General features: G+C 54.4%; 2 protein-coding genes. Both read left to right on the forward strand.

The genetic code is table 11. The annotated features are described in order from the left end of the window. Positions 1 to 434 precede the first annotated feature (434 nt). A complete protein-coding gene (locus C9413_RS30665) occupies positions 435 to 1,643 on the forward strand; it encodes a glycerophosphodiester phosphodiesterase family protein (protein WP_246703898.1) in 1,209 nt (402 codons plus the stop codon). Positions 1,644 to 1,676: 33 nt separating this feature from the next. Then, positions 1,677 to 2,731 (forward strand): hypothetical protein (locus C9413_RS30670; protein WP_170251369.1); only part of this gene is annotated, 1,055 nt, incomplete at its 3' end.

Here is a 2,731-nt window from a genome sequence, read left to right on the forward strand (position 1 = left end):
GCGTGTGTCTACCCGCAAACCTACTTTTGTCCGAAGCTGGACAAGAATGTTGGAAGCCCGACCAAAGGGGTCGCCAGATTCGGGCCGCCGGCACCGACAAGTGGTGCAGCGCAAACGGTGCGCCAATCCGGCATACAACTTGCTTTGGTGATTTTGTCACGGCGGACGGCGATGGCAGATCTCCAATCGGCTCGCAGAGCGGTGCGTGGGGAGGGCGCTTCGTACGGCAGCCATGACGGCCGTGTCCCCGCCGGATAGAGCAGTGGAGGTGAGACCGCAGGGAAGGGTATTCTGATGCGCAGGAGAGCGTGCAACTCCGGGCCGCTTGTCCCGAGCGATAAGACCAGACCTGCTCAAACAAGGGTGGGCCTCGCCGTGATGTCGCATACAGCCACGACGACCCTTGCAAGGTTGTGGCCGAGAAGGAAACTATCTTGACGTCGTTTTGGACGACGGCTGAAAGCAATGAGGTAAAAACAGCGCGATTGCGAACGTTATTTTTCTGGGGATTGATCATGCATGCATCACTTATTTCCACGTCAATTTTTGCCTTGTGTTTCTCATCCCATGCCGGGGCAGAGGCGTTGCTTCCGGTGAAGCCTTCACCATATCTCGTCAGCGCCATCACAAGAAACATGTTCAGATTGCCAAAACCCGACCAGGACTTGGTTCTGCTATCTGCGCATCGCGGATCTTGGGAGGTCTATCCCGAGAATTCAGCCTACGCCTTGCAAGATGCCTGGAATTCACAGATCGAGACCGTGGAGGTCGATGCCCGCATTACCGCGGACAAGGAAGTCATTCTTTCTCACGACTACAGGATCGAGCGGGAATCTACCGGAAGCGGCCTGCTGTACAATCAGAACTATTCGCAAATACAGCAAGCCGATCTGCGCGACCGTCATGGACGCGTGTTTAAGGACTCGCAGGGGCGCACGGCGAAGTTCTCGACGTCCTCTGCAGCGCTTGATCTGCTCGCCCAATACGTCGCCGATGATGGGCATGGGTATGTGATGATCGTCGATGTGAAAGGGGCGGTGGACGATCAGGATCCCACTGATCCCATCGAACTCACTCAACGTTGCCTTGACATCCTCGCGGCCAAGAAAAATCCGCAGCTCAGCAAGGCTGTGGTATTCAAGCTGAAAGCCAAAGATGCGGTGGATATTGGCACGTTTCTGAATCGGACCACCTACGATCCCAATGTCATTGGCGGTTTGATCATAGTAGAAAACCCGGACGACAAGAACGTGAAGGATTCCAATAATGATCCTCACCAGGACACAATCTACGATCAGTGGAATGTGGCGCCGTTCCCCGTGCAATTTGAAATGAACCAATTCTACAAAGGTGACGGTCTTCAGGCGTATTTCGACTATGTCGATCAAAAGCAGGGCTTCGCCACCTATCATGAAAGTAACTACTATCCGGAGGGCGTTGCTAACAGCGCTGGAAAATGCTGCTTCGGGCACAACTCCGATCCCACATCGACCGCTCCAGGAGGCATCGTGCCAGACTATCGCGGCGATCCGGAAATGGCGATCGTCAATCGTACCAATCTGATCACCACTGACTGGCCCGACGTGGTTGGCGACATGCTGCGCGCGTTAGGGCGCCGCAACACCAGCGAACTGAGTCGCTGAATGTAAGACCTACGCTTCAAAGAGGAACTTCCAATGAAAACTGGAAAGACAATCTCTCTACCGCTATTCATCATGGCGTGTCTCGCTGCTGGTGCAAGCCACGCTGGTTCATGCGCCGATCAGGCTGACTGCCTTAAAAGCGCGTCGGTAAAGGTGTCTCAGACACTCACCCCCAAGGTCGTGCCTGTTTTTGGCGAGTATCCGAAGCTGTATATACACGACTCTGCGGCAGAGGCAGATTATCCGGTGCCTGATAATACAAAGCAGGCATTTGACTTCTATACCAATAAGACGTCTTTTAACTTTCCGCCAAGCTGGTCGATCGAGACAAGGGAGATCGCGTCGATTAGCCCGGCCACGGGTTTCACAGTCCTTTTGGTCGAAAAGACCCGTGATAATACCGTTGACAATGGCGGTAGCGCGCTATCCCTATTGAGTTCCAATTCCAACGACGCATACTTATCATTCGCTTTGGGGGCCAAGCCCAGTTTAAGTGGGCAAAAGTGGTCTTTTGCCAAAAGCTTGCTTCAAGGGAAGATGGCGCAAACCGCTTATTGGCAGAAGCCCTGGGATATGAATCTCCTGGGACCAATAGGCGAGTTCTCGGGAACCGAGTGGATTTACTATACCTTCACACCAGACGGCAAGGTTCGCATCGACCGTTTCGCGCCGTATACCTATTTTCTGGCGTTTACCGCTTACCAGTGGGATGAGGCCGTGCTTGACGGTGGCTTCCCGCATTTCCCTTTCGACACTGGTACGCCGACCGGCCGGCCGAAGGCCGTCATATTCGGATCGGTCGGGCCGTGGCTTATTGGCGCTGCCGGTGTGCCCGGGCAAACCCGGCCGATGATCGAGCCGACAGAGGCATTGCCCGGATTTGAGGGAGTGACGATATTCTCGGCGCCGCTGTCGGTTAAAGAGGTTGTAGCTTACCAGAACTCTCTGAGAGGAAGTTATTTTCTCGACGTGAACAACCTGCCCTGCAACAGCGGCCAATATATTTCCGGCGAGATAAGAACTCCCTGTGGTACGGCTGGTCCTGGCAATCCGCCGCCGAACATAAGCTCCCTCGCTCAGGATGGGAT

Source organism: Rhizobium sp. SEMIA 4085, assembly GCF_013004495.1.
Classification (GTDB): Bacteria; Pseudomonadota; Alphaproteobacteria; order Rhizobiales; family Rhizobiaceae; genus Rhizobium; species Rhizobium gallicum.